At 59.2% G+C, this 25,925-nt stretch carries 21 protein-coding genes, 2 tRNA genes and 1 pseudogene; 17 read left to right on the top strand and 7 right to left on the bottom strand.

Annotated features, from left to right (window positions below):
• Positions 1-7: 7 nt before the first annotated feature.
• A complete protein-coding gene (gene rsgA / locus NTD86_RS22655; RefSeq protein WP_262205598.1) occupies positions 8-1,039 on the bottom strand; it encodes a small ribosomal subunit biogenesis GTPase RsgA in 1,032 nt (343 codons plus the stop codon).
• Between the two features lie 106 nt (positions 1,040-1,145).
• On the opposite strand from rsgA, the gene orn reads away from it, so the two are divergent.
• Positions 1,146-1,688 (top strand): oligoribonuclease, encoded by a 543-nt coding sequence (orn, locus tag NTD86_RS22650; RefSeq protein ID WP_262205597.1) that lies wholly within the window; start codon positions 1,146-1,148, stop codon positions 1,686-1,688.
• Between the two features lie 131 nt (positions 1,689-1,819).
• Positions 1,820-2,431, top strand: coding sequence for a trimeric intracellular cation channel family protein (locus tag NTD86_RS22645; RefSeq protein ID WP_048366606.1), 612 nt, complete (start codon positions 1,820-1,822; stop codon positions 2,429-2,431).
• A 65-nt stretch (positions 2,432-2,496) separates the two neighbouring features.
• Here the strand turns inward: NTD86_RS22645 and queG are convergent, their stop codons facing one another.
• The gene (queG, locus tag NTD86_RS22640; RefSeq protein ID WP_262205596.1) at positions 2,497-3,570 is read right to left on the bottom strand and encodes a tRNA epoxyqueuosine(34) reductase QueG; all 1,074 of its coding nucleotides are present in this window, start codon (positions 3,568-3,570) and stop codon (positions 2,497-2,499) included.
• A gap of 62 nt (positions 3,571-3,632) precedes the next feature.
• Here queG and NTD86_RS22635 point away from each other — a divergent pair, with 62 nt between their 5' ends.
• The 13 genes and pseudogenes from NTD86_RS22635 to NTD86_RS24410 all read left to right on the top strand — a co-directional run bounded on the left by NTD86_RS22635 (position 3,633) and on the right by NTD86_RS24410 (position 18,041).
• On the top strand, positions 3,633-4,493 hold the full coding sequence (locus NTD86_RS22635) for an NAD(P)H-hydrate dehydratase (RefSeq protein ID WP_262205595.1): 861 nt from the start codon (positions 3,633-3,635) through the stop codon (positions 4,491-4,493).
• Positions 4,481-4,951 carry a tRNA (adenosine(37)-N6)-threonylcarbamoyltransferase complex ATPase subunit type 1 TsaE gene (tsaE, locus tag NTD86_RS22630; protein WP_262205594.1) on the top strand — a complete coding sequence of 157 codons (471 nt, stop codon included), beginning with the start codon at positions 4,481-4,483 and terminating at the stop codon, positions 4,949-4,951. The genes NTD86_RS22635 and tsaE overlap by 13 nt, the downstream gene beginning before the upstream one ends.
• 2 nt (positions 4,952-4,953) lie before the next feature.
• The gene (locus NTD86_RS22625) at positions 4,954-6,390 is read left to right on the top strand and encodes an N-acetylmuramoyl-L-alanine amidase (RefSeq protein WP_262205637.1); all 1,437 of its coding nucleotides are present in this window, start codon (positions 4,954-4,956) and stop codon (positions 6,388-6,390) included.
• 11 nt (positions 6,391-6,401) lie between these two features.
• Positions 6,402-8,297: a DNA mismatch repair endonuclease MutL gene (mutL, locus tag NTD86_RS22620; RefSeq protein ID WP_262205635.1), complete on the top strand. Its 1,896-nt coding sequence runs from the start codon at positions 6,402-6,404 to the stop codon at positions 8,295-8,297.
• The gene (gene miaA / locus NTD86_RS22615; protein ID WP_262205593.1) at positions 8,297-9,277 is read left to right on the top strand and encodes a tRNA (adenosine(37)-N6)-dimethylallyltransferase MiaA; all 981 of its coding nucleotides are present in this window, start codon (positions 8,297-8,299) and stop codon (positions 9,275-9,277) included. Before mutL ends, miaA begins: the two co-directional genes overlap by 1 nt.
• An 89-nt stretch (positions 9,278-9,366) precedes the next feature.
• On the top strand, positions 9,367-9,627 hold the full coding sequence (gene hfq / locus NTD86_RS22610) for an RNA chaperone Hfq (RefSeq protein ID WP_048366600.1): 261 nt from the start codon (positions 9,367-9,369) through the stop codon (positions 9,625-9,627).
• 12 nt (positions 9,628-9,639) lie between these two features.
• Complete coding sequence (gene hflX / locus NTD86_RS22605; protein WP_262205591.1) at positions 9,640-10,941, top strand: ribosome rescue GTPase HflX; 1,302 nt, start codon at positions 9,640-9,642, stop codon at positions 10,939-10,941.
• A gap of 96 nt (positions 10,942-11,037) precedes the next feature.
• Entirely contained in the window at positions 11,038-12,219 is a 1,182-nt protein-coding gene (gene hflK / locus NTD86_RS22600; protein WP_262205590.1) for an FtsH protease activity modulator HflK, read from the top strand.
• Positions 12,219-13,091, top strand: a complete 873-nt coding sequence (hflC, locus tag NTD86_RS22595; protein ID WP_262205588.1) for a protease modulator HflC — start codon at positions 12,219-12,221, stop codon at positions 13,089-13,091. Before hflK ends, hflC begins: the two co-directional genes overlap by 1 nt.
• A gap of 343 nt (positions 13,092-13,434) precedes the next feature.
• Positions 13,435-14,622: an ATP phosphoribosyltransferase regulatory subunit gene (locus NTD86_RS22590; protein WP_262205586.1), complete on the top strand. Its 1,188-nt coding sequence runs from the start codon at positions 13,435-13,437 to the stop codon at positions 14,620-14,622.
• 54 nt (positions 14,623-14,676) lie between these two features.
• A complete protein-coding gene (locus tag NTD86_RS22585; RefSeq protein ID WP_262205585.1) occupies positions 14,677-15,966 on the top strand; it encodes an adenylosuccinate synthase in 1,290 nt (429 codons plus the stop codon).
• 425 nt (positions 15,967-16,391) lie between these two features.
• Positions 16,392-17,135, top strand: a pseudogene (locus NTD86_RS24415) (methyl-accepting chemotaxis protein); the annotation flags it as partial.
• 21 nt (positions 17,136-17,156) lie between these two features.
• A complete protein-coding gene (locus NTD86_RS24410) occupies positions 17,157-18,041 on the top strand; it encodes a methyl-accepting chemotaxis protein (RefSeq protein WP_410017011.1) in 885 nt (294 codons plus the stop codon).
• Positions 18,042-18,217: 176 nt separating this feature from the next.
• On the opposite strand, the gene NTD86_RS22575 is transcribed toward NTD86_RS24410, so the two are convergent.
• From NTD86_RS22575 to NTD86_RS22555, 5 genes are all read right to left on the bottom strand, one after another.
• On the bottom strand, positions 18,218-18,475 hold the full coding sequence (locus NTD86_RS22575) for a DUF3077 domain-containing protein (RefSeq protein ID WP_262205581.1): 258 nt from the start codon (positions 18,473-18,475) through the stop codon (positions 18,218-18,220).
• 465 nt (positions 18,476-18,940) lie between these two features.
• Positions 18,941-20,494 (bottom strand): ABC transporter permease, encoded by a 1,554-nt coding sequence (locus NTD86_RS22570; RefSeq protein WP_262205580.1) that lies wholly within the window; start codon positions 20,492-20,494, stop codon positions 18,941-18,943.
• The gene (locus NTD86_RS22565; protein ID WP_262205579.1) at positions 20,494-21,516 is read right to left on the bottom strand and encodes an iron ABC transporter substrate-binding protein; all 1,023 of its coding nucleotides are present in this window, start codon (positions 21,514-21,516) and stop codon (positions 20,494-20,496) included. Before NTD86_RS22565 ends, NTD86_RS22570 begins: the two co-directional genes overlap by 1 nt.
• A 216-nt stretch (positions 21,517-21,732) precedes the next feature.
• Positions 21,733-21,819 (bottom strand) — tRNA-Leu (locus tag NTD86_RS22560).
• Between the two features lie 174 nt (positions 21,820-21,993).
• Positions 21,994-22,080 (bottom strand) — tRNA-Leu (locus tag NTD86_RS22555).
• Positions 22,081-22,303: 223 nt separating this feature from the next.
• Between NTD86_RS22555 and rnr the strand changes: the two genes are divergently transcribed.
• Together rnr and rlmB are read left to right on the top strand one after the other, a co-directional pair.
• The gene (gene rnr / locus NTD86_RS22550) at positions 22,304-24,967 is read left to right on the top strand and encodes a ribonuclease R (protein WP_262205577.1); all 2,664 of its coding nucleotides are present in this window, start codon (positions 22,304-22,306) and stop codon (positions 24,965-24,967) included.
• On the top strand, positions 24,964-25,731 hold the full coding sequence (gene rlmB, locus NTD86_RS22545) for a 23S rRNA (guanosine(2251)-2'-O)-methyltransferase RlmB (RefSeq protein WP_262205576.1): 768 nt from the start codon (positions 24,964-24,966) through the stop codon (positions 25,729-25,731). The genes rnr and rlmB overlap by 4 nt, the downstream gene beginning before the upstream one ends.
• Positions 25,732-25,925: the final 194 nt, after the last annotated feature.

Below are 25,925 nucleotides of genomic sequence, written 5' to 3'. Positions count from 1 at the left end.
TTGATCTTTAGTAACTGCTTTCCGGCAAGCTCGCAATGATCGAGCGATAGCTGTTCATGCGCTGTTGCTGCACACGGCCATCTTCGAGGGCCATCAACAGCGCGCAGCCCGGCTCGCGATCGTGCTTGCAGTCGCGGAATCGGCAACGGCCAATCAGGTCGTTGAACTCGATAAAGCCCGCTTCAACATCGGCGCGGCTCACATGGCCCAAGCCAAATTCACGAATACCCGGTGAGTCGATCAACTGGCCGCCGCCCGGGAAGTGGAACAATCGCGCGGTGGTGGTGGTGTGCGTGCCTTGGCCAGAAAGCTCCGACAGCGGCCCGACCCGCAGGTTGACCTCAGGTAGCAAGCTGTTGACCAACGAAGATTTACCTACGCCCGACTGCCCCACAAACACACTGATACGACCGTTGAGTTGCTCTTTTAACTGCTGCATGCCGTCGCCGTGGTGTGCGGACACTTCCAGCACCGGGTAGCCCAACTGACGATACACATCCAGCAAGGCATTGAGTGCCGGGGCGTTTTGATCATCGATCAAGTCAGCCTTGTTCAGCAGCAGGAACGGGCGGATGCCGGCGTGCTCGGCGGCGATGAGGTAGCGGTCGATCAGGTTGGCGTGAGGCTCGGGCATTGGCGCGAACACAATCACGATCATGTCGACGTTGGCGGCTACCGGCTTGAGCTGGCCGCGGTTGTCGGGGCGGCACAGTTCGGTTTTACGCGGTAGCTGGGCGACGATAACCCCGATGCCCTGATTGCCTGCGCGCCACACCACGGTGTCGCCGGTAACCAGCGCAGGCAGGTTGGCGCGCAGGTGGCAGCGGAACGTCTGGCCTTTCAACTCGCCTTCCTGAGCCTCGACTTCGACCTGCACACCAAAGTGCGCGATCACCAGGCCGTGTTGCTCAGGGCCCAAATCGCCGCCCTCAAGCGCTTCGAGGGCGCTGGATTCACGTTTGGCGGCGCGGGCAGCGCGCTCGCCCTGGATCTTTTCGATGCGCCAGTTTTGGCGACGGTTGAGCTGGCGTTTGGCCATGGGTGTTCCGTGTTGATAAAACGATAAGAAGGGTAAAACGCCGGGGAGTTTAGCACGTGGGCCGGGCGCCTAAGCTAAACTGCGCGACTAAGCTCTGGAGGCCTTTATGAACAACGCGCAGAACCTGATCTGGATCGACCTGGAAATGACCGGCCTTGATCCGGACAACGACGTCATTATCGAAATGGCCACCATCGTCACCGACAGCAATCTCAATACCCTGGCCGAAGGCCCGGTAATCGCCATTCACCACAGCGACGAAGTGCTTGCCCGCATGGACGAATGGAACACCCGCACCCACGGTGCCAGTGGCCTGACCCAGCGGGTCAAAGACAGCACCATCAGCATGGCTGAAGCGGAAAAACAGACACTCGCGTTTCTGGAAAAGTGGGTACCCAAAGGCAAATCGCCGATCTGCGGCAACAGCATCTGCCAGGACCGGCGTTTTCTGTACACCCACATGAAAACCCTCGAAAGCTACTTCCATTACCGTAATCTCGACGTGTCGACCCTCAAGGAACTGGTGGCCCGCTGGGCGCCCGAGGTGCGCGACACCCTGAAGAAGAACGGCGCGCACCTGGCACTGGACGATATTCGTGAATCGATTGCCGAGTTGAAGCACTACCGCGAGCACTTCATCAAGTTCTAAAGACGGCTGTTTGCTTTAAAGATCAAAAGATCGCGAGGCAAGCTCGCTCCTACAGGGGGTGTGTTTTTTGCCCCCTTTTGGTGCTTGCGCCAAGTGAGTAGACTGCGCGCCTTCTTGCAAGGATCGCCGCCATGTTGCTGATGCTCTATTTAGTTGCCATTACTGCTGAAGCCATGACCGGCGCGCTGTCTGCCGGGCGTCGCGGCATGGACTGGTTTGGCGTGGTGCTGATTGCGTGCGTCACTGCGCTGGGCGGTGGTTCGGTGCGTGACGTGCTGTTGGGGCATTACCCGCTGACGTGGGTCAAACACCCGGAATACCTGGTGCTCACCACCTTTGCAGCTTTGGTGACGATTTTTATCGCCCCATTGATGCGCCATTTGCGCTCGCTGTTTTTAGTGCTCGATGCACTGGGCTTGGTGGCGTTCACCTTGATCGGCTGCATGACCGCCCTGGAAATGGGCCAGGGCATGCTGGTGGCGTCGGTGAGCGGGGTCATTACCGGGGTCTTTGGTGGCATCCTGCGTGACATCTTCTGTAACGACATCCCGCTGATCTTCCGTCGTGAACTCTATGCCAGCGTGTCCTTTGCGGCGGCGTGGTGCTTCCTGCTGTGTACCTATCTGAACATGCCTAACGAACAGGCGATTTTCGTCACGTTGTTCGGCGGCCTGTTGCTGCGTCTGTTGGCTATTCGCTTTAACTGGGAAATGCCCAAGTTTGTGTACAACGACGAGCATTAATAGGCCAGTAGCGAATTCGCCAGAGCGGGAAGGCTGATTGGGCGATCTGGGTGAGGGCCAGAGATTTACACAGAAGCCCGCTCAGCATGCTGCTTTAGCGCCCATTCCACATGCTCTTGCACCAGCTCGGAAGGGTATTCACGCCGCGCTTTCAACGCCTCCAGCACCGGAATGGTCGACGGTGCATTGCCCAACCCCACGGCCAAATTGCGCAGCCAGCGCTCGTAACCGGCCCGACGCAGGGGCGAGCCTTCGGTGCTGCTGAGGAACGTGTCTTCGTCCCACATAAACAGTTCGGCCAACTGGGCGTTGTCCAGGTTATGCCGGGGCTTGAAGTCACCCTCACTGGTGCTGCGGGCAAAGCGGTTCCACGGGCAGACGATCTGGCAGTCGTCGCAGCCAAACACCCGGTTGCCCATCATTGAGCGCAGCTCTTCAGGGATCGCGGTTTTCAGCTCAATGGTCAGGTAAGAAATACAGCGCCTTGCATCCAGCACATATGGCCCTACAAACGCATTGGTCGGGCAAATGTCCAGGCACGCGCTGCAGCGTCCGCAATGCTCGGTTTCGTGCGGGGCGTCCACCGGTAGCGGCAGGTCCACAAACAGTTCGCTCAAAAAGAAGTAACTGCCGGCCTTGCGATTGAGCACCAGAGTGTTTTTGCCGATCCAGCCCAGCCCGGCTTTTTGCGCGATGGCTTTTTCCAGCACCGGAGCGCTGTCGACAAAGGCACGAAAGCCGAAAGGGCCGATATCCTTCTGAATGCGGTCAGCCAGTTGCTGGACGCGTTTGCGCACCAGCTTGTGGTAGTCGCGGCCTAATGCGTAACGCGATATGTAGGCTTTTTCGGGTTGGGCCAATACTTGCGCCATATGTGTGTCGCCGGGCAAGTAGTCCATGCGCAGCGAAACCACGCGCAACGTACCGGGCACCAGTTCTTCAGGGTGCGAACGTTTGCTGCCGTGAGCGCCCATGTAATCCATCTCGCCGTGATAACCCGCGGCCAGCCAACGTTCCAGATGCTGTTCGTGTTCTCCCAGGTCAAGGCCGGCAATGGCGACTTGTTGAAAGCCCAACTCGCGGCCCCATTCCTTGATGGACTGAGCGAGAGCGGGGAGGTCGGCGGTAATAGCAGGCATGAGGCAAGAGAAACCAGAGCTGAGATGCGTATAATTCTGCCAGACATCGGAGCCCGACACGCATGCCGCAGACCAAACACACCTTTGCTGACCCAAAACCGCTCATGGCGGACACGCTGCCGCGACTGCCTGCGCGCCCATCTGACGCCCATAAAGGCCAGTTCGGGCATGTGTTGCTGATCGGCGGAGACCGGGGATTTGGCGGCTCCATAACGCTCAGTGCGCAGAGCGCCTTGCGCTGTGGAGCGGGCCTGGTGTCACTGGCGACCCGCCCTGAGCATGTGCCGGTGGCCTTGACCCGCTTGCCGGAGGTGATGGCCTTGGGTGTGTCGTCGGCTAATCAACTGATGGGTGCGCTGGATCAAGCGTCTGTGGTCGTGGTTGGGCCAGGCTTGGGGCAGGCGGCCTGGGGGCGCAGCCTGCTGTCGGCGGCGGCCCAGGCAAAAATGCCGCAAGTCTGGGACGCCGATGCGCTGAATCTGTTGTCCAACGCAGGCTTTACTGCGCCGGCAGGCGCAGTGCTCACCCCGCACCCCGGTGAAGCCGCGCGTTTGCTGGGCGTGAGTACCGCGCAAGTGCAGGCGGATCGCCCGGCGGCTGCACGTGCGCTGGTTAAAAAATACTCAGTGGTGTGCGTTCTTAAAGGCGCGGGCACTTTGATCGCAGGGCTGCAGGGCGAGTTGGCACTGTGCACCCATGGCCATCCAGCCATGGCGACCGCGGGCTTGGGCGATGTGTTGGCCGGGGTAGTCGGCGCGTTGTTGGCGCAAGGCATGAGCGCATTCGATGCGGCGTGCCTGGCGGTGTGGCTGCATGCCCGTGCAGGAGAGCAACAGGGGCAATTGGGCCGTGGGCTGGCGGCCAGTGATTTGATTCCAGCCATTCGTCAGTTGTTGGAGGAGCAAGCACCGTGTCTGAATTAACACTGCATCTGGCGGATGAAGACGCCATGGTCGCTTTTGGCGGGCAATTGGCGCGTATCACCCAGGGGCATGGCCTGATTTTTCTGGAAGGGGACTTGGGGGCGGGTAAAACCACCCTGTCACGCGGCATTATTCGCGGTCTCGGGCATACGGGGGCTGTAAAAAGTCCTACATTTACATTAGTCGAGCCCTATGAGATTGGTGCGATCAAGGCATTCCATTTCGATTTGTATCGCCTGGTTGACCCGGAAGAGCTGGAGTACATGGGGATTCGCGACTATTTCGACGAGGACGCCCTATGCTTGATCGAATGGCCCCAGCAAGGTGCGGGCTTTTTGCCAAAGCCCGACCTGACCATTACCATTAGGCCGCATAACACCGGGCGCTGGCTGACGTTGTCGCCCCAAGGCGCGCGTGGCGAGTCTTGGTGTGCCGCAGTGGCGCTGGAATACAAATAATGATGGGGTTTGGTATGCGCTTTCGCGCGTTAGTGAGTGTCGTGGGTGTGTTGCTGAGTGTCATGGCGGTGAATGCCATGGCGGCCACTCAGGTAAAAAGTGTGCGCTTATGGCGTGCCCCGGACAACACGCGGCTGGTGTTTGACCTGACCGGCCCGGTACAACACAGCGTGTTCACGTTGACGGCGCCTGACCGACTGGTGATTGACATCAACGGCGCAACCCTGGGCGGGCCCTTGAACGTGGCGACGGCCAACACGCCGATCACCAGCTTGCGTTCAGCCCAGCGCACACCGACCGATTTGCGGGTGGTCATCGACCTGAAAAAAGCGGTGACTCCCAAAAGCTTTGTACTGGCGCCCAATGCCCAGTACGGCAACCGCCTGGTGGTCGACTTGTTCGATCAGGGCGCAGACCTTACCCCGAGTTTGCCAGCGACCACCGTGGCCAAGGCTCCCGCTGTGCCGGTTCCGGTGCCGGTCACGCCAGCCCAGCCTGATATCAAACTGCCGCCCGTGCCGAGTGGCAAGCGCGAAATTGTCGTGGTAATCGACCCCGGTCACGGCGGTGAAGACCCGGGAGCCTCAGGTTCTGCGGGCCAGCACGAGAAGAACGTGGTGCTGGCGATTGCCAAAGAGTTGCAGCGCCAAATCAACGGGATGCGCGGCTTCCGGGCTGAGCTGACCCGCACCGGCGACTATTTCATCCCGCTGCGTGGCCGCACCGAAATCGCCCGCAAGAAGGGCGCTGACCTGTTTGTCTCTATTCACGCTGACGCTGCGCCGTCCAAGGCGGCGTTTGGTGCGTCGGTGTTTGCCTTGTCTGAACGCGGGGCCACGTCGGAGACGGCGCGTTGGTTGGCAGACAGTGAAAACCGCTCTGACTTGATCGGCGGCGCGGGTAACGTGAGCCTCGATGACAAAGACAAAATGCTCGCCGGCGTGTTGCTCGACCTGTCGATGACCGCCTCGTTGACCTCCAGCCTCAATGTGGGGCAGAAGGTGTTGAGCAACATTGGTCGGGTCACGCCGCTGCACAAGCAGCGTGTGGAACAGGCCGGATTCATGGTGCTCAAGTCGCCGGATATCCCTTCGATCCTCGTCGAAACCGGGTTTATCTCGAACGCCAACGAAGCCTCGAAGCTGTCGTCGGCCAGCCACCAGCAAGCGCTGGCGCGGTCGATCAGCAGCGGCGTGCGTCAGTTCTTCCAGCAAAACCCGCCACCGGGCACTTACATTGCCTGGCTGCGTGACACCGGCAAAATCGCCCAGGGCTCCCGCGAGCACACGGTTCGTCCTGGTGAAACCCTGGCAATGATTGCCGTGCGCTACCAAGTGGGCGTGGCAACCCTGCGCTCCAGCAACGGTTTGAAAAGTGATGAATTGAAAGTGGGCCAAAACCTGAGCATTCCGGCGACTGAGCTGGTGACCAAGCAATGAGTGATGAGGTCATGAGCAGCGCACGCATTGAACTGCTCAGCCCGCGCCTGGCGAACCAGATTGCCGCGGGTGAAGTGGTTGAGCGCCCGGCCTCGGTGATCAAGGAGTTGCTGGAAAACAGCCTCGATTCGGGCGCCAAACGCATTGATGTGGACGTCGAGCAGGCCGGGATCAAGCTGCTGCGGGTACGTGACGATGGCAGCGGTATTTCCAGTGACGACTTGCCGCTGGCGCTGGCGCGCCATGCCACCAGCAAGATTCGCGACCTTGAAGACCTCGAGCGGGTGATGAGCCTGGGGTTTCGCGGTGAAGCGCTGGCATCGATCAGTTCGGTAGCCCGCTTGACCCTGACTTCGCGCACCCGGGGTGCCGATCAGGCGTGGCAGGTCGAAACCGAAGGTCGCGACATGGCCCCGCGGGTTCAGCCAGCGGCGCACCCGGTCGGTACCTCGGTGGAAGTACGCGACCTGTTTTTCAACACCCCGGCGCGGCGCAAATTTCTCAAGACCGAAAAAACCGAGTTTGATCACTTGCAAGAAGTGATCAAACGTTTGGCCTTGGCGCGTTTTGATGTGGCGTTCAACTTGCGTCACAACGGTAAAAGCATTCTCAATCTGCACGAAGCCCGCGATGCCACAGCCCGCGCCAGGCGTGTGGCGGCGGTGTGCGGCCCGGCGTTTCTTGAGCAGGCGCTGCCCATTGAAGTGGAGCGCAATGGTCTGCATTTATGGGGCTGGGTGGGCTTGCCGACCTTTTCCCGCAGCCAGGCCGACTTGCAGTACTTCTATGTGAATGGCCGTGCGGTACGCGACAAGCTGGTGGCGCACGCGGTGCGCCAGGCCTATCGCGATGTGTTGTTCAATGGTCGGCATCCGACCTTTGTGCTGTTTTTTGAAGTCGACCCCTCGGTGGTCGACGTGAACGTTCACCCGACCAAACACGAAGTGCGCTTCCGTGACGGGCGCATGGTGCATGACTTTTTGTACGGCACGTTGCACCGCGCCTTGGGTGATGTGCGCCCCGAAGATCAGTTGGCAGCACCTGCGCCGGTGCCGGGGGCTGAGCGGCCTACCGGGCTTGAGGCCGGTGAATTCGGCCCACAAGGCGAAATGCGCCTTGCCGCGCATCTGCTCGAGCCGCCTCAAGCGGCGCCGGTTGCGCACGTGCCCGGTTCGGGCGCAGGGGCGGGTTATCAGTCGTACTACCGTCCACCGGCGGCAACGCCATCGGTGTCGACCGCTGAAGCGAAAAATGCCTACCGCGAGTTTTTCGCGCCTCTGCCCGAGGCCTCGGCAGCGCCGATGCCCGAAGGCCAGGGTGATATTCCGCCGCTGGGCTTTGCCCTGGCGCAGCTCAAGGGCATTTATATCCTCTCTGAAAACGCCCATGGGCTGGTGCTGGTGGACATGCACGCGGCCCACGAGCGGATCATGTACGAACGCCTCAAGATCGCCATGGCCAGCGAAGGCCTGAGTGGCCAGCCGCTGCTGGTGCCGGAATCGATTGCGGTCAGCCAGCGTGAAGCCGATTGCGCCGAAGAACACGGCGACTGGTTCCGCCGCCTGGGGTTCGAATTACAACGTCTGGGCCCGGAGTCTCTGGCCATTCGCCAGATCCCGGCCCTGCTCAAGCAAGCCGAGGCGCAGCGGCTGGTGCATGACGTGTTGGCGGACCTGATGGAATACGGCACCAGTGACCGGATACAGGCGCACCTCAACGAATTGCTAGGCACCATGGCGTGCCACGGCGCGATCCGCGCTAATCGCCGTTTGGCGATACCGGAAATGAACGGCTTGTTGCGTGACATGGAAAATACCGAGCGCAGTGGTCAGTGCAATCATGGTCGTCCCACCTGGACCCAAATGGGCCTGGACGACTTGGACAAACTCTTTTTGCGCGGTCGCTGATGACAGGCTCCAAGGTTTTACCCCCGGCCATTTTTTTGATGGGCCCCACGGCGGCTGGCAAGACTGACCTGGCGATTGAGCTGAGCAAGGTACTGCCATGCGAGCTGGTCAGTGTCGATTCGGCGCTGGTCTATCGCGGCATGGACATCGGCACGGCCAAACCGTCCAAAGAAGTTCTGGCGGCGCATCCGCACCAGTTGATCGACATCATTGACCCGGCCGAGAGCTATTCTGCGGCCGATTTTCGCCGTGATGCGCTCGCGGTCATGGCGGACATCACCGCGCGGGGCAAGATTCCGCTGCTGGTGGGCGGCACCATGCTCTATTACAAGGCGCTGCTAGAAGGGCTGGCCGACATGCCGGCCGCTGATCCACAGGTGCGTGCGCAGCTCGAAGAAGAGGCCCAGCGCCTCGGTTGGCAGGCACTGCATGACCAGTTGGCGGCGGTTGATCCTGAGTCTGCGGCGCGCATTCATCCCAACGATCCGCAGCGTCTGACACGTGCTTTAGAGGTTTATCGGGTCAGTGGTTTGAGCATGACCGCACATCGTCATAAACAATCTGAAGAATCTACTAAAGCAGCAGCTTCTGGTGGCGGGCAATTGCCCTATACTGTCGCCCAACTGGCCATCGCTCCGGCGAACCGGCAGGTGCTGCATGAAAGAATCGCGCAAAGATTCGTGCAAATGCTGGAACAGGGGTTCATTGACGAGGTCTTAGCCCTGCGAGATAGAAGTGACCTGCATGCCGGGTTGCCGTCTATACGTGCAGTGGGCTATCGCCAAGTCTGGGATTATCTGGACGGCAAGCTGACGGCAACCGAGATGCAGGAGCGCGGCATCATTGCTACGCGCCAATTGGCCAAGCGTCAGTTCACCTGGTTGCGCAGTTGGGATGATCTACATTGGCTGGACAGCCTGGACTGTGACAATCTGCCACGAGCCTTGAAATACTTGGAATCGGTCTCCATATTGAGCTGAGTCCCGGAAATTGCCGTCTATCCTATGGGTATGGCGACACAGCCATCTAATTTTTGTTTCTATTTTTTATCCTTACAGGAGTGCGGCACATGTCAAAAGGGCATTCGCTACAAGACCCTTACTTGAATACTTTGCGTAAAGAGAAGGTTGGCGTTTCCATCTACCTGGTCAACGGGATCAAGCTGCAGGGGACCATCGAGTCTTTCGACCAGTTCGTCATCCTGCTGAAAAACACCGTGAGCCAAATGGTTTACAAACACGCTATCTCGACAGTCGTACCAGTACGTCCTATTCGTCTGCCTAGCGCTAGCGAATCTGATCTGGCAGACGCTGAACCAGGTAACGCTTGATAGGAGTCTCCTTTGTTCTTTGAGCGCCACGGAGGTGGTGAGCGGGCTATTCTCGTTCACTTGGAAGTTCAGGACCCTGAGGCGCACGAAGATCCGCAGGAGTTCCAGGAGTTAGCTGTATCGGCTGGCGCCGAGACCGTCGCGTTTTTTAACGTGCCGCGTCATCGGCCATCGGCCAAGTACCTGATTGGCAGTGGCAAGGTCGAGGAGTTACGCGACCTGGTCAAGGCCGAGAAGGTCGATATCGTGATTTTCAATCACGTCCTTACGCCCAGTCAGGAGCGTAACCTGGAGCGCGTGTTCGAGTGTCGCGTGCTTGACCGTACCGGGCTGATTCTCGACATCTTCGCTCAACGCGCCCGTACCCATGAGGGCAAGCTGCAGGTCGAACTGGCCCAGCTTGATCACATGAGCACGCGTCTTGTGCGTGGCTGGACTCACCTTGAGCGTCAAGGGGGCGGTATCGGGATGCGTGGGCCGGGTGAAACCCAGCTCGAGACCGACCGCCGTCTGTTGCGTATCCGCATCAGTCAGATCAAGTCCCGCCTGAAAAAAGTCCGCAGCCAGCGTGAACAGTCCCGCAGAGGGCGCCAACGCGCCGATATTCCTACGGTGTCGCTGGTGGGGTATACCAACGCCGGCAAGTCCACGCTGTTCAATGCAGTCACCCAGTCTGAGGTGTTTGCCGCAGATCAGTTGTTCGCCACACTCGATCCGACCTTGCGCCGTGTTGATCTGGACGACCTGGGGCCGATTGTACTGGCCGACACGGTGGGCTTTATTCGTCACCTTCCGCACAAGCTTGTTGAAGCATTCCGGTCTACGCTCGAAGAATCGAGCAATTCGGATTTGTTGCTGCATGTGATTGACGCGCATGAGCCTGAGCGCATGCAGCAGATCGAACAGGTGATGGTGGTACTCAACGAGATTGGCGCGCAGGACTTGCCGATCCTTGAGGTCTACAACAAAATCGATTTGCTTGAGGGTGTAGAGCCGCAGATCCAGCGTGATGCCGATGGCAAACCGCAACGGGTCTGGTTGTCGGCCCGTGAAGGCCAAGGCCTGGAGTTGCTGGAGCAGGCCATTGCCGAGTTGCTGGGCAGTGATTTGTTCGTTGGCACCTTGCGCTTGCCGCAACGTTTTGCTCGACTGCGTGCACAGTTCTTCGAACTGGGGGTTGTGCAAAAAGAAGCGCATGACGAAGAGGGCTCCAGTCTGTTGGACGTACGCCTGCCGCGTTCCGAGCTCAATCGCTTGGTCAGCCGTGAAGGGATGCAGCCGCTGGAATTCATCGAAGAACACACTTTGCAATAAAAGCCTCTCAAAGCGGTCGTGCCGCTGTGGTAGGCATTCTGTAGCATTGGTCGGCGCGCCGTGGGCGCGTCTTTGCTTTATCAGATGGAGAGCGCTATGGCTTGGAATGAGCCGGGTGGCAACTCGAACAATCAAGATCCCTGGGGTAGCAAACGCCCTAAAAATGGCGACCGCAAGGGACCACCGGATCTCGACGAGGCCTTCCGAAAGCTGCAGGAAAGCCTGAATGGGTTGTTCGGTGGTGGAAAAAAACGTACCGGTGGCGGTGGCAACGAAGGTGGCTCTGGCGGTAAGAGCGCCGGCTTCGGTGTGCTCGGCCTGGTATTGGTCGTTATGGCAGCCATCTGGCTGTACAGCGCGGTCTATGTTGTCGACGAACAGGAGCAAGCCGTGGTGCTGCGCCTGGGCAAGTACTACGACACGGTGGGGCCGGGTCTGAACATCTACTTGCCGCCGTTCGATAAAAAGTACATGGAAAACGTGACGCGTGAGCGTGCGTACACCAAGCAGGGCCAGATGCTCACTGAAGACGAAAACATCGTCGAAGTGCCGTTGACCGTGCAGTACAAGATCAGCAACCTGCGCGATTTCGTGCTGAACGTTGATCAACCGGAAGTCAGCCTGCAGCAAGCCACAGACAGTGCCTTGCGTCACGTCGTGGGTTCCACGTCGATGGACCAGGTGCTGACCGATGGTCGTGAACAAATGGCGGTAGAGATCAAGGAGCGCCTGCAGCGTTTCCTCGATACCTACAAAACCGGTATCACCGTAACTCAGGTCAACGTACAGAACGCGGCTGCCCCGCGTGAAGTGCAAGAGGCCTTTGACGACGTGATCCGTGCCCGTGAAGACGAGCAGCGTGCCCGCAACCAGGCTGAAGGCTACGCCAATGGCGTTGTACCGGAAGCTCGTGGTCAGGCTCAGCGCATCATCGAAGATGCCAACGGTTATCGGGATGAAGTGGTTTCTCGCGCCAAGGGTGAAGCGGATCGCTTTACCAAGCTGGTGGCCGAGTACCGCAAGAACCCAGACGTGACCCGTGACCGTCTGTATCTGGACACCATGCAGGACGTCTTCAGCAACACCAGCAAAGTACTCGTGACCGGCAACAAGAACGGCCAGAGCAACCTGCTGTACTTGCCGTTGGACAAAATGATTGAAGGCCGTACTGGCAGTACCCCGGCAACGGGTTCGGCAGCTTCGGCAAGCAGTTCTGATGCGATGCCGCATATCAACACTGATCTGCCGACACCACCGCGTACCAGGGAGAGTCGCTGATGAGCAATAAATCGCTGATCGCCCTTATTGTTGCCGTTGTCGTGGCGATCGTTGCCTGGAACAGCTTCTACATCGTCTCGCAAACCGAGCGTGCAGTGCTGTTGCGCTTCGGCCGTGTGGTTCAGGCGGATGTTCAGCCGGGCCTGCACGTGAAGATTCCTTACGTCAACCAGGTGCGCAAGTTCGACGCCCGCCTGATGACGCTGGACGCGCCGACACAGCGTTTCCTGACGCTGGAAAAGAAAGCCGTGATGGTGGATGCCTTCGCCAAGTGGCGTGTGAAAGATGCCGAGCGCTTCTATACCGCGACCTCGGGTATGAAGCAGATTGCTGACGAGCGGTTGTCGCGTCGTCTGGAATCGGGCCTGCGTGACCAGTTCGGTAAGCGCACCCTGCACGAAGTGGTGTCGGGTGAGCGTGATGCACTGATGGCTGACATCACCGCATCGCTGAACAAAATGGCCGAGAAAGAGCTGGGCATTGAAGTGCTCGACGTTCGCGTCAAGGCCATTGACCTGCCCAAGGAAGTCAACCGCAGCGTGTTCGAACGTATGAGCACCGAGCGTGAGCGTGAAGCACGCGAGCACCGGGCCAAGGGTAACGAGCTGGCAGAAGGCATTCGTGCTGACGCCGACCGTCAACGTCGTGTTCTTTTGGCCGAGGCTTATCGCCAGTCTGAAGAAGCGCGCGGTGATGGCGATGCCCAGGCAGCGGCGATTTACTCCAAGGCTTACGGTCAGGATCAGGAGTTCTACAAGTTCTATCGCAGCCTGCGCGCTTATCGCGAAAGCTTTGCGAACAAGAGCGATGTATTGGTTCTGGACCCAAGCAGCGAGTTCTTCCGCTACCTGGACAAGTCCAAGGCGCAGTAAACCTGCAGGAGCGAGCTTGCCTCGCGATCTTTTGATCTTGAAAGCTCGCTCCTGTAGCAAAAAAGCATCCTCTACATGCGCTCCGCCGGGCGGGCAAATTGCCTCGCGGGGTGATCCTTTTAGAAAACGTGTGTATGATGCGGCAGCCGGGAAATTCCCGGCTTTTTTGCGTCTGCATGTTTGATTGACCGAATGGCTGTGACAGCGTCGGTAGATTTTTCGAGGAATGTGCTGAGCCTGTCATTCAGGCTTTTTTGCTGTGCGCGCTAAAGACGCAGCCACGTTCTGCTTTACTCAAGGCTTGCCTGCTGGCTGGCCACCCGGATCATAGGGGAATGGCGTAATGGCAACGGTAGACCGCTGGCTTCTGCCAGATGGCATCGAAGAAGTACTTCCACCTGAAGCGGCCCGCATCGAAGTTGCGCGGCGTCAGGTGTTGGATCTGTTCCAGAGCTGGGGCTATGAGTTCGTCGTCACCCCGCATATCGAATACCTGGAGTCCCTGCTGACAGGGGCCGGCCAGGACCTCGACCTGCGGACCTTTAAGGTTATTGACCCCAAGACGGGTCGCCAGATGGGTTTTCGTGCCGACATCACGCCGCAAGTGGCGCGCATCGATGCGCATACCTTGCGTCATGAAGGCCCAAGCCGTCTGTGCTACGCCGGTAGCGTGCTGCATGCTCAGCCGCGTGCGTTGTCGTCCTCGCGCAGCCCGATCCAGTTGGGCGCCGAGTTGTATGGCGATGCCAGCCCGAGCAGCGACGTAGAAGTGATCAGCCTGATGCTGGCGATGCTGCAACTGGCCGATGTGCCGGACGTGCACATGGACCTGGGGCATGTAGGTATTTACCGTGGGCTGGCCCGTGCGGCCAACCTGTCGGTGGAAGTGGAACAACAATTGTTCGACGCCCTGCAACGCAAGGCGATCGATGAAGTAACAGCCTTGACCGAAGGTTTGCCGGCTGAATTGGCCGACATGCTCCAGGCTTTGGTGGGGTTGTGTGGCGGCCGTGAAGTGCTGGTTGCTGCACGTGAGCGTCTGGCCAAGGCTCCGGCTCAGGTCATGGCGGCTCTGGACGACCTGCTGGCGATTGCCGAGCGGTTGTCTGTGCGTTTCCCGCAGTTGCCGCTGTATTTTGACCTGGGTGAGTTGCGTGGGTATCACTACCACACAGGTGTGGTGTTTGCGGTGTTTGTTCCGGGTGTTGGGGATTCCATCGCCCAGGGCGGTCGTTACGACGATATCGGTGCTGTATTTGGGCGTGCCCGCCCGGCGACCGGATTTTCGACCGATTTGAAAACCCTGGTGACCCTGGGGCGTGCTGAAGTCGAGTTACCGTCTGGCGGTATCTGGATGCCTGACAGCACAGATGCGGCACTCTGGCAGCAGGTCTGTCAGCTTCGCAGTGAAGGTCAGCGTGTGGTTCAGGCATTGCCTGGCCAGCTTCTGGCCGCCGCCCGTGATGCGGACTGCGACCGCCAATTGATTCAGCAGAACGGCTTGTGGCAAGTCGTGCCGCTGGCTTCTTGAGTTTTCCTGCCGGCGGTTGCCGGCACCAAGTTTGCGCGAATGAGGACAAGTGTTATGGGTAAGAATGTCGTAGTCCTGGGCACCCAGTGGGGTGATGAGGGCAAAGGCAAGATCGTTGATCTGCTGACCGAACATGCTGCCGCTGTAGTGCGCTACCAAGGTGGCCACAACGCTGGCCACACCTTGGTGATCGACGGCGAAAAAACCGTTCTGCACCTGATTCCGTCGGGCGTACTGCGCGAAGGCGTGCAGTGCCTGATCGGTAACGGCGTGGTGGTTGCTCCCGACGCTCTGTTGCGTGAAATCGTCAAGCTGGAAGAGAAAGGCGTACCGGTGCGTGAGCGCCTGCGTATCAGCCCGTCCTGCCCGCTGATCCTGTCGTTCCACGTTGCACTGGACCAGGCCCGTGAAAAAGCCCGTGGCGAGCTGAAGATCGGTACCACCGGTCGCGGGATTGGCCCGGCTTACGAAGACAAGGTTGCTCGTCGCGGTCTGCGCGTGGGCGATCTGCTGAACATGCCGCGCTTTGAAGCCAAGCTGCGTGAGTTGGTGGACTACCACAACTTCATGCTGGTCGGTTATTACAAAGAGCCAGCCATCGACTTCGACAAGACCTTGGCCGAGTGCAAGGAATACGCTGAGCTGCTCAAGCCGCTGATGCTGGACGTGACCGCCGAGCTGCACGACCTGCGTCGCGCTGGCAAAGACATCATGTTCGAAGGCGCGCAAGGTTCGCTGCTGGACATCGACCACGGTACCTACCCGTACGTGACCAGCTCCAACACCACGGCCGGTGGCGTTGCGACTGGTTCTGGCGTTGGCCCGATGTTCCTGGACTACATCCTGGGCATCACCAAGGCTTACACCACCCGCGTAGGTTCGGGCCCGTTCCCGACTGAGCTGTTCGACGACGTCGGCGCTCACCTGGCCAAGCAAGGTCACGAGTTCGGTGCAACCACCGGTCGTGCCCGTCGTTGCGGCTGGTTCGATGCCGTTATCCTGCGTCGCGCTATCGATGTGAACAGCATCTCGGGCATCTGCCTGACCAAGCTGGACGTACTCGACGGTCTAGAAACCATCAACATCTGCGTCGGCTACAAAGACGCCAACGGTGTTGAAGTGGCGCCGACCGACGCTGACAGCTACGTCGGCCTTGAGCCTGTGTACGAAACCGTACCGGGTTGGACCGAATCGACCGTGGGTGCCAAATCCCTGGAAGAGCTGCCAGAAAACGCCCGTGCTTACATCAAGCGCGTAGAAGCACTGATCGGCGCGCCGATCGACATCGTCTCGACAGGTCCGGACCGCAACGAAACCATCGTTCTGCGTCACCCGTTCGCGTAACACGTCGCGATGTAAAACACAGGGCCCTTCGGGGCCCTTTGTTGTTTTCGGCTACCCCTCGCCCCACGGCACGACCCTTGCTTTGAAAAACGCCATAAGAGTGCCATCAAAATAATGGCACGGTTGTGGAGGGGTTTTCTGTGTCTGCCGTACTCTCATTGTTACAAAGCCGTTTGTTGCGGCCGGTATTCGTTACCCTAGGTATCGCTCTTTTGGTGCAAGTGCTGGTGGCTGTAGCGCTGACACGGAGCACGGTCACGGCCCTTGAGGCTGATCTGGATGCGGGGCTCAGTGCAGACAGCAACCATCTGACCCAGGAACTGGAGTTGGCTGGCCGTGAGGTCAAGAGCAACCTTGAGGGCTTGTCGGTGAGTACTCGCCAACGCCTCACAGCCGGGCTTGAGCCGCGTCTTAAAGACGAGCAGATGCAGCTCTGGGAAATGCTTGAACAGAGCCTCAAAGATTCAGCGAACGACATGGCGCAACTCTTGGCTGCCGTCTCGCCGCGTGCCATTTGGGACAATGATGTTCCAACGCTGTCAGATTTCGCTCGTCGTGCTCAGCGCAATCCCAATGTGCTATTCGTGGTGTATGACGACGCCGCTGGGCAGCATCTGACGCGCTACCTCAACCGAGATAATCCGATCAACAAGGCGCTGCTGGAGAAGGGCAAGGGCGACCGTGCGCTGGATAAAGTGCTCGATGCGGCGCGCAATGATCCGGCGGTGTATTACCTCGAAGCGCCGATCAGCCCGAACGGCGTTGAGATCGGCAAGGTCTTGATGGGTGTTTCCACGGCCAATATCGAGCAGTCGCTGGCGGCGCTGGATAAGCGCTTTGCAGCGCTGATTGTGAATAGCGACAAGCTGGTCGACGAAAGCCTGCAAGGCGCGGCCAGCGACAGTTCCAAAGCCTTGAGTGCGCGTTTGGAGTCGGCGCAAAAGGCGGCGGCACAGATGCAGGGCAATACCGCACAAACCGTGCGCGAAGCGGCGGACGCCTTGCGCTGGCGAATTGGCTTGAGCCTGGCGCTGGTCGGGCTTGGCGTTTTGCTGTTACTGGCGGTCGTGCTGGGGCGGCGTGTGGTGAGCAAATTGCTCCTGCTCAACGCGGCCTTGAATGACTTGGCGGCGGGCGAGGGTGACCTGACCAAGCGTGTAGGTCTGAACAGCAAAGACGAGATTGGCGACATGGCGTCGGCGGTCAACCGCTTTGTCGACAAATTGCAGCCCATCGTGCGCGAGGCGGGGGATGTGGCGCAGCGAACGGGGGTTGAGATAGGCGTGATGACCCTGCGCAATGCCGGGGCGGATGCAGCGGCGCAGTTGCAGCGCGATGAGGTGGCGCAAAGCCTTGAAGCGCTATCGACCATGGCCGATGCGGCGCAGTCTGAAAGCCAGGCGATGCAGGCGGCGCTCAAACAGGTGGTGGATATTCGTCAGGCCACGGATGAAAACACTCGGACCTCGGCGCAGGTGGGTGGTCTGATTGAGGCGTTGGCTGGGCAAGTGGGCGAGGGCGCGAAAGTCATCGAGCGGCTGGCGCAGCAAAGCCAGCAGATTGAAGTGGTGTTGACGGTGATCCATGGCATTGCCGAGCAGACCAACCTGCTGGCGTTGAATGCTGCCATTGAGGCAGCGCGGGCGGGTGAAACGGGGCGTGGCTTTGCGGTAGTGGCCGATGAAGTCCGTGCGTTGGCGAGCAAAACACAAAGCTCTACCGGCGATATTCAGGCGCACATCGTGGCCTTGCAGCAGGGCGCTAAAGAAGCGGTCGCGGCGATTGCGCGGGCGGGGCGTCAGGCGGATGAAGGTTTAGCGGTATTGCGCGGCAGCGTGCAGCTTCAGAAGACCGTGCAAGCGTCGGTGGAGCAGGTACACACGGCGATAGACGATGCGACCAAGGCGGCAGCGCATCAAGCTCAGGGCGCCCATGCGGTGCGCGGGCGGGTCGAAGTGATCCATGCCCAGGCCGAACGCGCGGCCGAGGCCGTGACGCAGACCACGGCCAGCGGCAAGGTGCTGGACAGTCTGGCGGGGCAGTTGAAGGCCAGTTTGGGGCAGTTCAGGGCTTAAAATCAGAAGGCCCTCACCCTAGCCCTCTCCCGGAGGGAGAGGGGACTGATTGGGGGATCTTGGTGATGGTGTGCGGTCTGCAAGCAATGGCGTTGAATCCGAACATAGCTCGGTAAAGCTCACTCTCCATCTGGAAGAGGGCTGGCGGGTACGCAGAAGCGCATCCATGGTGTGCATTAATCAGTCAGCAGCGAGTCCACCAGTGCTCGGGCCATTTCCATGCTGTGGATAACATTCCACAGCTGCTCGGCTTCAAGGCCTGAAAGGTGGGCGCTTATGTCATCGGCGTTTAACTCTGCACCTTTGAGCAGCAGCGAAACGTGTTCAAGTGCGTCTCGTGCGGGGATGCCAGGGTGTGTGGTGAACAGCAACGTGCCGCGATGGGCGCTGGTGTGGAAGGTGTCTAGGGGTGGGTCGGGGACTGGTTTGTTCATATGCGCATACCTTGAGCAGTCTGAAAGAGGCTGCCACTGCCCGCTGTCATACGGATAAGGTGGCAACTGCATGCGGGTGACAGACCGGGAAGGTATGCAAGCCCGGTGCACTCGGAAGTGCCCCGCACACAGCCGCCATAACGCGTGCTGGCATTACCTTGTTCGCAGTCTGTCAAAACCGGCCACTGAAATCAGTGACCCGGCGAGACTATCCGCGCAGCTCCAGCGCCACAAGGCGGTGAGGATTCTCTAGGAAAGGTCCTGCGAATGAAAGGGACGAAGCTGGTGCAGGCGTTGCGAATTGTGTGGGAAAAAGCCCCTCACCCTAGCCCTCTCCCGGAGGGAGAGGGGACTGATTGGGGGATCTTGGTGATGGTGTGCGGTCTGCAAGCAATGGCGTTGAATCCGAAACCACCTCGGTAAAGCTCCCTCTCCCTCTGGGAGAGGGCTGGGGTGAGGGCGGTTTCAGCGGCTCAAATACATCCGCGTCGTCAACAAATACACCGGTAAGCCCGACACCACGATCAACAGCGCCGCATAAGGCGCCGCTGCCGCAAACTCGACGTTCGAGGTGTGCGACCACACTTGTGTAGCCAGAGTGTTGAGCCCGGTCGGGCTCAGCAGCAAAGTGGCGGTCAGTTCTTTCATGGCGTCCAGGAATACCAGCGCAAACGCTGCGCCCAGCGCCGGGAAGATGATCGGCAAGGTGACCCGGCAAAAGGCTGTGAACGACGAGGCGCCCAAGGTGCGCGCAGCCTCTTCCAGTTGGGGGGCCGCCTTGTTCAGCGCCGTACGGATCGGTGCCTGCGCCAGTGGCAAAAACAGCAGCGCATAAGCAATCAGCAGCAACGCCGATGTCTGATACAGCACCGGCACGTAATGCAGCGAGAAGTACACCAGCGCCAGCGCAATCACCAGCCCCGGCAGGGCATGCAGCAGGTATGGCAGGCGCTCGGCCCAGATCGCCAGTTGGCCTTTATAGCGCACCACCAGCAGCCCCACCGGGACTGCTAGCACCAGGCACAAGGCAGCACCACCAAGCGACAGCGCCAGCGACGAGAACAGCGCCTCGCTAATCGCCGCCACCGGGAAGGCAGCGGAACTGCCCTTGATCAGCCAGTACGCCAGCATGCCCAGTGGAATGCCGCTGCCAATCACGGCCAGCAACAGGCAATACACTTGCCCCAGTGGTGCCCACTTGCCCAGGCGTACTTGCTCGGCATGTCGCGCCGCGCCCTGGCCGATACGAATGTGACGGCCTTTGCCGCGCACTTTCAATTCCAGCCACAACAGGCTCAAGCACATCACCAGCAGCACCGCAGACAGCATCGCCGCATTGGCGTTGCTGAATTCCAGTTCAAATTGCTGATAGATCGCCGTGGTGAACGTTTGCAGGCCGATGATCGACAGCGCGCCGAACTCCACCAGCATGTGCAGGGCAATCAACAGCGAGCCGGCCAACAGCGAGGGCCAGAGCAATGGCAGGGTGATTTTGAAAAACACCCCCCAACGGTTCTGCCCCAGGGTACGGGCTGACTCTTCCAGTGCCGGGTCAAGGTTGCGCAGGGTGGCGGCGACCGGCAGAAAGATCAGCGGGTATTTGGACAGGCTCATCACCAGAATGGCGCCGCCCAAGCCTTCGAAGCTGGCACTGAGTGACACCCAGGTGAAGCTGCTAACGAACGCCGGGACGGCAAACGGCAGACACAAAATCACGCCCCACAGGCGCCGCCCAGGCAAGTTGCTGCGCTCCAGCAGCCAGGCCAGCGACAGGCCGACCAGTGCGCAGGTCACGGTGACGCCCACCATCAGCAGCAGCGTGTTGCGCATCAGGCCGAACACGTAAGGGCGCCACAGCAGGTTGAGCGCTTGCGTCCAGCCGGCTTGCCAGGCTTTGGTCGCGACATACAGCAACGGCAGCAGGCTGAGCCCGATCAGCAGCAGGACCGGTAGCAGCAGCCAGATCGAAGGCCGTTTGCGTGTCAGGGCGTGGCGCACGGTATGGGCGGCGGTTAGCATCAGAGCAGGCCGGTTTCGCGTTCGAGGTCCAGCGCTTCTTCGGCATTGCCCAAGTCGGCCGGGGTGATTTTCGGAGCTTGCAGCTCATCGAAAGGCTTGAGACCCCGCTCCGACACCATGCCTTTGCGCATCGGGTATTCGGCGGTGGTGTTGGTGATCACGCGCTGGCCTTCTTCGCTGGCCATGTAGGCGAGCAATTGCTGGGCCTCTTTAGGGTGCTTGCTGGCTTTGAGTACACCCGCGCTGGATACGGTGATCAGGCCGCCGGCATCACCGTCGGTGAAGTAGTGCAGCTTGGAGTCCAGCTTGCCTTTTTCTTTTTCCAGGGCGAACCAGTAGTAATTGTTCACCAGCACGGTGGCGACCTCGCCGTTTTCTACGGCTTTGAGCGCCACCATGTTGTTGGTGTAGGTCTTGCCGAAGGCGCGCAGCCCGGTCAGCCATTCTTCTGCAGCATCGCGCCCGTGCAATTTGATGATAGCCACGGCCTGTTCCTGGAACGCGCCGCTGGTAGGAACGAAGCCGACTTTGCCTTGCCACTCGGGGTTGGCGAAATCGAGAACCGACTTGGGCAGGTCTTCTTCCTTGATCAGCTTGGGGTTGAACGCGACAACACGGGTGCGCGCCGTTACGCCGATCCAGGTGCCGTTGGCGGCCACGTATTCCTTGGGCAGCGCTTGCAGAGTGGCGTCGTCGGCCTTGGCCAGAAAGCCTTGCTCGCCAAGGTTGTTCAGTGGCGGCGATTCTTCGGCGTAAAACACGTCAGCCGGGGAGCGGTCGCCTTCTTCCATGATCTGGCTGGCCAGTTGGTTGCTGCTGCCCTTGCGCACATTCACGTGAATGCCGGTCTTGGCTTCAAAGGCGGCGGCCAGGTTGTCGCCTACTTCTTTGTGCTGGCCGTTGTACAGCGTCAGAGTGACGGGGTCGGCTGCGTGGGCGGGAGAGGTCAGTACAAGACCGAGGATGGAGAGCGTCAGGCCACGCAGTAGAGCGCTTGCAAGCCGGGTATTTCGGAGCATCATTCGCTGGGTTCCTCACTTTGGTACTACAAAACTTGTAACAATGATAAACGATATTGTTTCTCAAGTACGCTTGAAGGTTGGGGCGATAGTCGTATAGGGGGAAGGCTTGGGAGCATTGAGGTTGGGTATTTGCAGACCCCGGAAACGCAAAAACCCGCTTTCGCGGGTTTTTGTGAGGCTTCAAATGTTTTGAGTCAAAACACTTGAATCTTGAATTGGTGCCCAGAAGAAGACTCGAACTTCCACGGCCTTGCGGCCACCAGCACCTGAAGCTGGCGTGTCTACCAATTTCACCATCTGGGCAGTATCAGCAGCGTTGCCGCTGTTGATGTGGCGCACTATACGGAGAGCAGTTTGATCTGTAAACCCCTGTTTTGATTTTATAAATCAAATTTTTTAGCGGGCTCCGAAATGCAAAAAACCCGCTTTCGCGGGTTTTATGTGAGATGAAGAATGTACTAATCTTCAACTCTAAATTGGTGCCCAGAAGAAGACTCGAACTTCCACGGCCTTGCGGCCACCAGCACCTGAAGCTGGCGTGTCTACCAATTTCACCATCTGGGCAGTATCTGCAACGTCGCCGTTGTCGATGGCGCGCACTATACGGATGGCCCTTTGACCTGTAAAGCGTTGTGATTAAAAATATTGAAAATATTTCGCGAATGGTTGGTCAAAGCCAGCAAAGTGTGCCGGAACGGGCTAATACGGCGCCGTATGAGTCTGAAATTTCCCGTTTCAATACGCGTATGCCAAACTAACCGCATATAGACAAGGTGAAAACTATCTAATGGCCGATTGGCAGACCCTCGATCCCGAGGCCGCACGTGAAGCGGAAAAATACGAAAACCCTATCCCAAGTCGTGAACTGATTCTTCAGCATCTGGCTGAACGCGGTTCGCCTGCTGCTCGCGAGCAGTTGGTCGCAGAGTTCGGGCTGACGACCGAAGACCAGATTGAAGCCTTGCGTCGTCGCCTGCGTGCGATGGAGCGTGATGCTCAACTCATTTATACCCGTCGCGGTACCTATGCGCCGGTCGACAAGCTTGACCTTATTCTGGGCCGCATCAGCGGTCACCGCGATGGCTTCGGCTTTCTGGTGCCGGATGACGGCAGCGATGACCTGTTTCTGAGCCCGGCGCAAATGCGTCTGGTGTTCGATGGCGACCGCGCGCTGGCTCGTGTGTCGGGGCTGGATCGCCGTGGCCGTCGCGAAGGTGTGGTCGTTGAAGTGGTATCCCGCGCTCACGAAACCATCGTGGGTCGTTATTTTGAAGAAGGCGGCATCGGCTTTGTCGTGGCCGATAACCCGAAAATCCAGCAAGAAGTGCTGGTGACTCCGGGGCGCAACGCCGGTGCGAAGATCGGGCAATTTGTTGAGGTGAAGATCACTCACTGGCCGACTCCGCGCTTCCAGCCGCAGGGCGATGTGCTTGAAGTCGTGGGCAACTACATGGCGCCCGGCATGGAAATCGACATCGCGCTGCGCACCTACGACATCCCTCACGTCTGGCCAGAGGCGGTGCTCAAAGAGGCCGGCAAGCTCAAGCCAGAAGTCGAAGAGAAAGATAAAGAGAAGCGCATCGACCTGCGTCATCTGCCGTTCGTCACCATTGACGGCGAAGATGCTCGCGACTTCGATGACGCGGTGTACTGCGAAGCCAAGCCCGGCAAGCTGCGCCTGTTCGGCGGTGGCTGGAAGTTGTACGTGGCGATTGCCGACGTTTCCAGCTATGTGAAGATCGGCTCGGCGCTGGATGCCGAAGCCCAGGTTCGCGGCAACTCGGTGTACTTCCCCGAGCGCGTGATCCCGATGCTGCCTGAGGAACTGTCCAACGGCCTGTGCTCCCTGAACCCGAAAGTCGACCGTTTGGCGATGGTGTGCGAGATGACCATCTCCAAGACCGGCGAAATGACCGACTACCAGTTCTACGAGGCGGTGATTCATTCGCAGGCGCGTCTGACCTACAACAAGGTCAGCACTATCCTCGAACATCCGAAGACCAACGACGCCAAGCAACTGCGCAGTGAATACGCTGATGTGGTGCCGCACCTCAAGCAGCTGTACGCGCTGTACAAAGTGTTGCTGGGCGCCCGTCATACCCGTGGCGCGATTGATTTTGAAACGCAGGAAACCCGGATCATCTTCGGTTCCGAGCGCAAAATTGCTGAAATTCGCCCAACTACACGTAACGACGCCCACAAGCTGATCGAAGAATGCATGCTGGCGGCCAACGTGGCCACGGCCGAGTTCCTCAAGAAGCATGAAATTCCGGCTTTGTACCGTGTGCACGATGGTCCGCCGCCTGAGCGTCTGGAAAAACTCCGCGCGTTCCTCGGTGAGCTGGGTCTGACCCTGCACAAAGGCAAGGATGGCCCTTCGCCGAAGGACTATCAGGCGCTGCTTGAACACATCAAGGATCGCCCGGATTACCACCTGATCCAGACCGTGATGCTGCGCTCGTTGAGCCAGGCGGTGTACAGCGCTGAAAACGAAGGCCACTTCGGCCTTAACTACGAAGCCTATACCCACTTCACGTCGCCGATTCGTCGCTACCCGGACTTGCTCACCCATCGGGCGATTCGCAGCGTTATCCACTCCAAGCTGGATACGCCGCACGTTCGTCGGGCTGGCGCGATGACCATCCCGAAAGCGCGCATTTACCCGTACGACGAAGTGATTCTGGAACAGCTCGGCGAACAATGTTCCATGAGCGAGCGCCGTGCTGATGAAGCGACCCGTGACGTGGTCAACTGGCTCAAGTGCGAGTTCATGAAAGATCGCGTGGGCGAGACCTTCCCGGGTGTGGTGACTGCTGTGACCGGCTTTGGTCTGTTCGTGGAACTGACCGACATCTATGTCGAAGGTCTGGTCCACGTGACGGCTTTGCCGGGCGATTACTACCACTTCGACCCTGTGCATCACCGCTTGGCGGGCGAACGCACCGGTCGTAGCTTCCGCTTGGGCGACACGGTTGAAGTGCGCGTTATGCGGGTTGATCTGGACGAGCGCAAAATCGACTTCGAAATGGCTGAGAAAACCCTCAGCGCACCGATTGGTCGTAAAAACCGCACCGACGAAAAGCCTGTACGCAAAAACGCGGGCAAATCCGGGACCAAGGCCACTGAGCCGCCTCCGGTCGAAGCGGCTAAACCCGCTCGCCGCAGTGCGCCAGCCAAACCCGTGAAAACCTCTGATGGTGCTTACCGTTCCAGCGACGCGGCGGCCAATAACGCCGAAGTGCGCAAGAGCCGCGAAGTGAAAAAGGCGCTCTTGGCCGACGCGAAAAACGGCGGTCGGACATCGGAGTCGGGAAAGTCGGGGAGGGCAGCACCCGCTAAAGACACGGGCAAGCCTTCCAAACCCAGCAAACATCGTAAAGGCCCGCCAAAATCGGGCGCCGCACCAGCCAGCAAAACCGGCGGGTCGCGCAAACCTAAGGCCAAATCATGAGTCAGTTGGAAAAAATCTACGGTATTCACGCCGTAGAAGCGTTGCTTCGTCACCACCCAAAACGCGTCAAGCAAATCTGGTTGGCTGAAAGCCGCAACGATCCTCGCGTCCAGACCCTGGTCGCGCTGGCTGCTGAGAACCGGGTCGATGTCGGCCAGGCTGAGCGTCGCGAAATGGACGCCTGGGTTGAAGGCGTACACCAAGGTGTTGTGGCTGACGTCAGCCCGAGCCAGGTGTGGGGCGAGGCCATGCTCAATGAATTGCTGGACCGCACCGAAGGTGCTCCGCTGATTCTGGTGCTGGACGGCGTGACTGACCCGCACAACCTGGGTGCTTGCCTGCGTACCGCTGATGCGGCGGGCGCTCTGGCCGTTATTGTGCCCAAGGACAAGTCGGCAACGCTGACTCCGACTGTACGAAAAGTAGCCTGTGGCGCAGCGGAAGTGATTCCATTGGTGGCCGTGACCAACCTGGCCGCGACCCTGAAAAAGCTTCAGCAGCGCGGTTTGTGGATTGTCGGTACGGCGGGCGAAGCCGAGCAAGAACTGTACGACCAAGACCTGACCGGCCCGATCATCATGATCATGGGTGCTGAAGGTAAAGGCATGCGCCGCCTGACTCGCGAGCACTGCGATTATCTGGTGCGCCTGCCGATGTCTGGCAGTGTTAGCAGCCTGAACGTCTCGGTGGCGACGGGTGTTTGCCTGTTTGAAGCCCAGCGCCAGCGCAGCGTCAAAGCCAAGGCCCCTGCCAAAAAGAAATAAGCCCCCCGCCCTCAACTGTAGGAGCGAGCTTGCCTCGCGATCTTTTGATTTAAAAAAGATCGCAGCCTTCGTTGCTCGGCATTTCCAGCAAATAAAGAGCTGCGTGGTTTTTGGTCTTGATCCGGGGCGCCGAAGGGTATTTGTAGGAGCGGGGGGGGGGGGGGGGGGTGTTAATATAAAAAAAAAAAGCCGGC

Origin of the sequence: Pseudomonas sp. 7P_10.2_Bac1, assembly GCF_025465935.1 — a bacterium.
Lineage (GTDB): Bacteria > Pseudomonadota > Gammaproteobacteria > Pseudomonadales > Pseudomonadaceae > Aquipseudomonas.
This window is presented reverse-complemented; position numbering and strand designations above follow the sequence as displayed.

Coding starts and splice junctions, on each gene's coding strand:
- rsgA (WP_262205598.1), bottom strand. CDS start 1,039: ATGGCCAAACGCCAGCTCAACCGTCGCCAAAACTGGCGCATCGAAAAG.
- orn (WP_262205597.1), top strand. CDS start 1,146: ATGAACAACGCGCAGAACCTGATCTGGATCGACCTGGAAATGACCGGC.
- NTD86_RS22645 (WP_048366606.1), top strand. CDS start 1,820: ATGTTGCTGATGCTCTATTTAGTTGCCATTACTGCTGAAGCCATGACC.
- queG (WP_262205596.1), bottom strand. CDS start 3,570: ATGCCTGCTATTACCGCCGACCTCCCCGCTCTCGCTCAGTCCATCAAG.
- NTD86_RS22635 (WP_262205595.1), top strand. CDS start 3,633: ATGCCGCAGACCAAACACACCTTTGCTGACCCAAAACCGCTCATGGCG.
- NTD86_RS22625 (WP_262205637.1), top strand. CDS start 4,954: ATGGGGTTTGGTATGCGCTTTCGCGCGTTAGTGAGTGTCGTGGGTGTG.
- mutL (WP_262205635.1), top strand. CDS start 6,402: ATGAGCAGCGCACGCATTGAACTGCTCAGCCCGCGCCTGGCGAACCAG.
- miaA (WP_262205593.1), top strand. CDS start 8,297: ATGACAGGCTCCAAGGTTTTACCCCCGGCCATTTTTTTGATGGGCCCC.
- hfq (WP_048366600.1), top strand. CDS start 9,367: ATGTCAAAAGGGCATTCGCTACAAGACCCTTACTTGAATACTTTGCGT.
- hflK (WP_262205590.1), top strand. CDS start 11,038: ATGGCTTGGAATGAGCCGGGTGGCAACTCGAACAATCAAGATCCCTGG.
- hflC (WP_262205588.1), top strand. CDS start 12,219: ATGAGCAATAAATCGCTGATCGCCCTTATTGTTGCCGTTGTCGTGGCG.
- NTD86_RS22590 (WP_262205586.1), top strand. CDS start 13,435: ATGGCAACGGTAGACCGCTGGCTTCTGCCAGATGGCATCGAAGAAGTA.
- NTD86_RS22585 (WP_262205585.1), top strand. CDS start 14,677: ATGGGTAAGAATGTCGTAGTCCTGGGCACCCAGTGGGGTGATGAGGGC.
- NTD86_RS24410 (WP_410017011.1), top strand. CDS start 17,157: ATGGCGTCGGCGGTCAACCGCTTTGTCGACAAATTGCAGCCCATCGTG.
- NTD86_RS22575 (WP_262205581.1), bottom strand. CDS start 18,475: ATGAACAAACCAGTCCCCGACCCACCCCTAGACACCTTCCACACCAGC.
- NTD86_RS22570 (WP_262205580.1), bottom strand. CDS start 20,494: ATGCTAACCGCCGCCCATACCGTGCGCCACGCCCTGACACGCAAACGG.
- NTD86_RS22565 (WP_262205579.1), bottom strand. CDS start 21,516: ATGATGCTCCGAAATACCCGGCTTGCAAGCGCTCTACTGCGTGGCCTG.
- rnr (WP_262205577.1), top strand. CDS start 22,304: ATGGCCGATTGGCAGACCCTCGATCCCGAGGCCGCACGTGAAGCGGAA.
- rlmB (WP_262205576.1), top strand. CDS start 24,964: ATGAGTCAGTTGGAAAAAATCTACGGTATTCACGCCGTAGAAGCGTTG.